The sequence below is a fragment of the Rhodococcus sp. PAE-6 genome (genome assembly GCF_025290685.1).
GTDB classification, from domain to species: Bacteria; Actinomycetota; Actinomycetes; order Mycobacteriales; family Mycobacteriaceae; genus Rhodococcus; species Rhodococcus pyridinivorans.
The window spans coordinates 1-6570 of record NZ_JAOCLZ010000044.1 but is presented as its reverse complement, the minus strand read 5'-3'; the positions used below and the strand labels follow the sequence as shown (position 1 = coordinate 6570).

3 protein-coding genes and 1 pseudogene are annotated in these 6570 nt (G+C 64.0%); 2 read left to right on the top strand and 2 right to left on the bottom strand.

Going from position 1 to position 6570, the window contains the following annotated elements; genetic code table 11:
• Positions 1-248: 248 nt before the first annotated feature.
• Positions 249-5051 carry a hypothetical protein gene (locus tag NVV99_RS25870; RefSeq protein WP_260783252.1) on the top strand — a complete coding sequence of 1601 codons (4803 nt, stop codon included), beginning with the start codon at positions 249-251 and terminating at the stop codon, positions 5049-5051.
• 68 nt (positions 5052-5119) lie between these two features.
• On the opposite strand, the gene NVV99_RS25865 is transcribed toward NVV99_RS25870, so the two are convergent.
• Both NVV99_RS25865 and NVV99_RS25860 read right to left on the bottom strand, forming a co-directional pair.
• On the bottom strand, positions 5120-5659 hold the full coding sequence (locus NVV99_RS25865) for a hypothetical protein (protein ID WP_260783253.1): 540 nt from the start codon (positions 5657-5659) through the stop codon (positions 5120-5122).
• An 18-nt stretch (positions 5660-5677) separates the two neighbouring features.
• Positions 5678-5827: pseudogene (locus NVV99_RS25860) on the bottom strand (DUF2510 domain-containing protein); the annotation flags it as partial.
• Between the two features lie 275 nt (positions 5828-6102).
• Between NVV99_RS25860 and NVV99_RS25855 the strand changes: the two are divergent.
• On the top strand, positions 6103-6516 hold the full coding sequence (locus NVV99_RS25855; RefSeq protein WP_260783251.1) for a DUF4365 domain-containing protein: 414 nt from the start codon (positions 6103-6105) through the stop codon (positions 6514-6516).
• Positions 6517-6570: the final 54 nt, after the last annotated feature.

Sequence of the window (6570 nt, the reverse complement as noted above, 5' to 3'; positions counted from 1 at the left end):
TTCTGGCCATCCTTGGATTCTCGCTTCCCCCAGCAGTGTGCTGGATTCCACGTGTCCAAGATCAGGGGTCAAGCTCCCTCCTTCACCCGGCATCGACAGCCCGGCGCTGTCTGGTGTCTACCCCACAACCCACATGGCTGCCTGGTGCGGCAGAACGGAGTTGCCATGCATCACAGAGAAATCCACCACATTCCTTCACACATCCCCCTGCCGAACTTTCACAACGCGTCCACGAAACGGAGACGTCAATGACCGACGGGTACTCGGCTGGATCCGCCCGGCTGACGATCAGTCCGCACTGGGGAAACTTCTTCCAGGAGGTCGAGGCCCGCCTCGAGGCGTTCAACAAGCCGCTGCAGATCCCGGTCGAACCGGAGAGCATTCACCGCTTCCGGTCCCGGCTCGAAACCCAGATGCGCACCATGCGTCTGGAACCGATCAAGTTCGAGGCCCAGCTCGACACCGACCTGCTGCGCTCGCAGCTGACCACCCAGGTCGCCAGCCTCGATCGCACCATCAACCTTGAGACCCGTCTGGACACCACCGACGCGGTTGTGCAGCTGGCGTCGCTTCGGCAGTACGCCGAGCGCACCATGCAGCTCCGGGTCGATGTCGATACCGGCGGCGCGACCGGTGAGCTGGCGCGACTGAACGCACTGCTCGAACGCGCCGACCAGTCGATCAACGTGCGGCTGAATCTCGACACGAGCGGAGCGATGGCCCAGCTCGAGGTGTTCCGCATGTATGCCGAACACCCGATCCACACTCGCCTGGACCTTGACGTTGGCGGCGCCATGGCCGGACTGATCACCGTGCAGGCCATGCTCGCGCAGTTGGCGATGCAGATTAGATTGATGCCGCCGCTGCCGGGTGGAGGCATGGCTGCGGGTCTGACCGCAGGGCTGTCAACGGTCGGTGCGGCGGCAGGAATGGCGAAGTTCGCTCTGACGGGCTTGGCGGCAGTGTCTTTAGTGCCTCTGGTCGGGCAGCTGGCGCAGGCCGCCGGAGTGATCGCCTTGTTGCCCGCGATGGCCACCGCCGCGGCAACGTCGATAGGCACGATTGCTATCGGCATGACCGGAGTCACCGATGCCTTCACCAAAGGTGCGGAGGCTGCGAAGAACAGCGCCGAGGAACAGGAAGTGGCAGCTGAGGCCACCGAGAGCGCGCAGCGGTCGGTCGCCGATGCCTATCGGAACGCGGCACAGACCGCGCAGAACGGCGCCGAGTCCATCGAGCGCGCCGAGACAGGTGTGCAGCGGGCGCAGGAGAACGCCACACGGGCCCAGGAGGACTTGAACCGGGCCCGCGAGGACGCCATCGAGCGGATCGAGGACATGAACCTCGCGCTTCAGGGCTCGGAAATCGACGAGAGATCGGCGATGCTCGCCGTCGACCGCGCCCGCCGGCGCCTGCAGCGCGGCGATTTCAAGGGTCCGGACGCCGACCTCGAACGCCGCGGGGCGCAGATCGACTACGACCAGGCCGTTCAGCGGCTCGCCGAGGTCCGTGAGAGCAACGCCGACCTACGCAAGGAAACCGAGGAGGCCAACCGGCTCGGAGTCGAAGGCTCCCAGCAGGTCGTCGCCGCCAAGAACCGGATCGTCGAGGCCGACGAGGCTGTCGCCGACGCAGAGAAGGATCTGGCCCGTACCCACCGCGATGCTGCGCAGGCGAACGCACAGGCGGCGCAGCAGATCGCCGACGCCAACAAGGCGCTCGCCAAAGCGCAATCCGATAACGCGAAGTCGCTCGACGAGTACCAGAAGGCACTTGAGAACCTGTCACCGAACGCCCGCCAGTTCGTGGAGATGACCCGCGAACTCGGGGACGAGTGGAAGAACCTGCGCCTGGCGGTGCAGGATTCGCTGTTCGAGGAGATGGGCCCTCAGATCACGACGTTGGCTGAGGCGTACCTGCCGCGGCTCGAGACGGGCCTGTCAAACCTAGCCGGGGTGCTGAACGGGTCGTTGCGCTCGGCGATGGACTGGCTGATGGAACCGGGCCAGCAGGACGGAATCAGTCACATCCTCGACCGCACCGCCGAGGCCCTGGGTCCCCTCATGACCGGTCTCGGCAACCTCGGTGAGGCGATGTACGACCTGACGTTGGTCGGCTCCGATCTGCTACCTGAGATCACTGGCGCCTTCGAGGAAGGCACCGGCAGCTTCGCCGAGATGATCCACGAGATGGCCACCACCGAGGGGGAAGGTGGAGTCTCGCTCCTGCACAACTACATGCAGGAAGCGATGCGCACCTTCGCGCAGATCTGGCGGATCGTCAAGAACGTCGGTGGCATCGCGATGAACCTGTTCGAAGGGTCGGACGAGACCGGTGAGTCGTGGCTGCGGTCCATCGAAGACGCCACCGCACGGTGGAAGGACTTTCTCGGATCTCCGGATGGCCAGGCCGAAATCAAGACGTTCTTCCAAGACGTCCAAGCCATCGTGGACGGCATCGTCGACGCCATCGAAATCGGTGCAGCACTGGTCGGAACCCTCAAACCAGCCGGAGGGCCCGAACGCGGCAAGGTCGACACTAACGATGACGGCGTGCCCGACACCCAAGGCCCGCTCGTGCCTCAGCAACTCGGCCCCGGCGAAGCCCGGGAAGCAGGGCAACTTCGTCAGATATGGGATGTCGCGGACAACTCTGACAGCTGGTTCGGTAAGACCGCTCGCGGGTTCAACTCGTTGCTCGGCTACAACAATGAAACCGACTCGTACGACGGTGGCATGTGGAACCCGAACAACAACGGGACCGTCGCCCACTGGTTCGCCAACATTCCCGACCGCACCGGGAACTGGTTCGGTGAACAGACCGCCGAGATCGGCGAGATGTTCACCGGCCCGGTGACTATCGGTGGTAAGCCGGTGTCAGAAATCTGGTCCGAGGCCACCGCTGGGTGGGAGTCGTTCTCAAAGTCGGTCGTCGACAAGGCCGGTGGGGTACAGGATTGGTTTTCCAATATTGGATCGACGATCGGCGAAGTTGGCTCCAACGCTTTGTCCTCGCTCGGGGAAACGGCCTCCAACGCCTGGAACGGGTTGGTCGAGGACGTGCGCGGCGGTTGGCACGACCATGTCATGCCTGCCTGGAATGCACTGCGCATCGAAGGCCTCGACGGGCTGGCGAACCACTTCCTCAACAAGATCACTAACGGTGCGGTCATGTCGTGGGGTGAGCTGCCCACGGCGATCAAGGACGGTGTCGGCACGATCATCGACGAGCACTTCCCCGGCCTGTCGGACGGAATCGACAAGGTCCAGGACTTTTTCATCGATCTGCGAACCAGCGTGTCCGACACCTGGAACGGGCTGTTGCACGACCTCGCGACCGGCGTCAACCACATGATCGACCTGATCAACTGGGGCGTCGGCGGACTGTGGTCGAAGATCGACACCTTCTTGGCAGGCAAACTGCCGGACTGGGTCGACGTCGAGCACGTCTCGTGGGGATCCGGCGGTGGCGGCTCGGTGCCGGGCATGGAGACCGGTGGTCTGGTGCCGCTCGAGCCCGGCACCCAGTGGGGTAAGGACGGCGTTCTGCGCCTGCTCGCCCCGGGTGAGTTCGTGCTCTCGGAACCGGCGGTGCGCGCGGCCGGTGTCGACAACCTGCTCGCATTCAACAGTGCAGCTCGCGGTGGCCGTGGTCCCTCGACCGAGGGTCTGTTCGCGATGGAGTCCGGCGGCCGCGTCACTCGCGACGATCCGGCCTGGGACATGCTCAAGCGAGGTCACGACTTCGCGCAGTCCCAGGCCGGGAAGCCGTACCAGTGGGCCGGTCCGCGCTTCGTCGACGACAGCTTCGACTGCACCGGCTTCATGGCGTCGATCGCAGCGGCGATCCTCGGCAAGGACGTGTGGCAGCGGTACTTCTACACGGGCAGCTTCCGGGGTGGGCAGCCGGGACCGATGGGCTTCCAGCCCGGTCTCGGTGCCGGTTTCTCGATCGGCATCTTCGACGATCCGGGCGGACCGGGCGGCGGTCACGCCGCTGGCTCCCTCACGGGCGTCGAGGGTCTGCCAGACGTCAACGTCGAGTCTTCGGGTGGTGCCGGCGTCCAGTACGGCGGCGGCGCTGCTGGCGCCTCCAACTCGATGTTCCCGTGGAAGTTCCACCTGCCGATCGTCGACGGCATGTTCGTCGACCCCGGTCCTGGTGGCGGCTACATCGGGGGCCCGACCCCGGCCGAGCAGGGCTCGGTGGTCGGTCAGTTCATCGACAAGCTGCTCGCCCCCGTCCGGGGCAAGATCGTCGATGTCTCCGGTGATCCGCCGCCGCAGTGGCGCACTGTGCCGCTGGCGGCGTTCGATGCGCTGATCGAGCCGGTGAAGGCCTTCGCGGTGGAGAAGGCCTCGGTGATCGACGTGATCGCCGACGGTGTGCGCGACCTCAAGGACGCCATCGCCGCGCCGATCTCGAATGCCTGGGACTTCGTGTTCAACCGGGACACCGGCGGCAACCTACCGCCGGGGCTGAACCTGGTGCTCAACAAGACCGGGCAGGACGAGTACGTCCTCGAGCCGTTCGGGTTCCAGGTCATCCAAGACCTGATCGGGATCTTGACCGGCAAGAACCCGCTGGCGCTGTCCGCGCCGGTGGGCACCTTCGACGGGAACCAGACGTTGCTCGTCGGCGAGGACGGCACCCGTCAGTTCCAGCATCGTGCCGATGGGTCCATCTCTGAGGCGGACATGCTCGCGAACATGGCTCCCGAGGCCCGGGAGACGTTCGAGGAGAACGAAGGTGCGCCCGACGGGGGCAGGTACGACTTCGCGGCCGCGCTCGCGGCGGCCACCGGAATCACGGTGGACAAGCGGCCGGTCGAGCAGCGCATGGCCGAGTGGTCGACGACCTACGGCGAGCGGTGGGCGCACTGGAACCGCGAAACAGCGGCCGAAGTCATCGACGACATGGCCTCACCGTTCGGTCTGCAGGGCATCTCCATCGGAACGATGGTCACCCAGGACGTTCCCGAAGCGATGACCCGTCTCACGCGGTTGGCCGAGCTGGCTTCCCGCGGATACACGAGACCGATGGGGAGATGACACTAACTATCCATTGAAGGCGCCCCGCCCCGACGAGGGCGGGGCGCCTTCGTCATCTGCTGAACGGCTCAGTCGACGATTTCGACCATGTTGACGATCACACCAGGAACCGTCGTACGCCCGCCGATTTGGGTGTCGTAAGAGACGCTTCCTCCGACCTCGACGTACATCTTCACGACGTCGTCCTCCACTACATCGGCGACAAGCGCCGCATCTCGAGCCTCAACTGCCGTGTTCTGGTTGTAGGCGTATGCACTTTCGAGCTGGATAGGTCCGGTGTCAGCGCGGAACTGGCGCGTACCGGTCGCGGCGTCGAACTGCGTCACGACCCCAAACAGCACGATTTTGCGGCCCACCGCCGAATCCGGGTCCTTCACCAGCAGAGCGAAGTCCCGCTCCGACAGCACCTCGTAGGCTGCCGGATTCTCCCGGTCCGGATCCGGAGCCTCAGCCACGGAGGTCGTTCGAGTGGACGACGAGCTGCTGTCGCTGGTGCTGTTACAGGAACCCACCACCACAAAGAACACGATGACGCCAGCGAGGAGCCACGGCCACTTCCTCCGCTTCTTGGTTACCTGAGTCGTGACGTCATTAGGCGGGGATGCCATGAACGCAGCGGGGTTGGGCTGCCGGGAACGGGAACGCTCGGTCCACTGTTGACCGTCCCAGTAGCGTTCCGCATTTGGGTCTGTGGGATCAGGATGCCAGCCGGCGGGAGGGTTCAAATCGGTGTCCGTTCTGCGAAGGTTCTTGCCGATCTGTCGCCGTGTACGCACACGCCGTTACAGTGTTAACGCTGGTCACGGACACACGGTGAGTGCTATGGCAAGCCGTCCGTGGCATGAGGAGATTCCCCGAACAACGAAGTTTTCGGAACTTCCTGCTCAGTCAGAGCGTCGTGTCTATGCGCGGGACTCGCTATGCAATGATGCCGAAGATCACAATTCGAAAGGCCCTGCCTGGTGCACGAACACTGGCGGGGCCGGCCGACCGGGAGTTGTCGACTGTTGAACCGTACGCCTTTGAGAACGAGCTCGCGAGGAACGGAATCGTGAGCGATCCCAAACCGCGCTACTGGAGCGTCGGCAGTCGAGATCTGTCACCCGAGCAATGCAAGTCGCGCTACAGCCTGGCCTTCATGAACGCACTCTGTGCGCAGGCTGGCGTAACAATTGGAGAGACTAGGCAGGATGAGGATGTTCACGCGATTGACATGGCTGTGAACTTCACAGAGGCGCCGGTACAAGTCCAGCTGAAGTGCTCTAGTGCAAAAACCATGTCGGGACCCTTTGAGAGGATTGATCTCGAAGAGCGCTGGATCGAAAAGTGGGCTATGAGCCAGTTGCCAGTGTTTTTAGTGCTGGTCGTGGTTCCGGATGACCGAGCTGACTGGCTGTCGGACAACGAACGTTCTACGCTCCACCGGGCACACGCGTACTGGATGTCAAGTCCCGAGTTTTGTTGAGGCTGAGCGTGTGTTCAGTTCTCAGGCCGCAGAAGCGGCTGGCGGTTGTGCGTA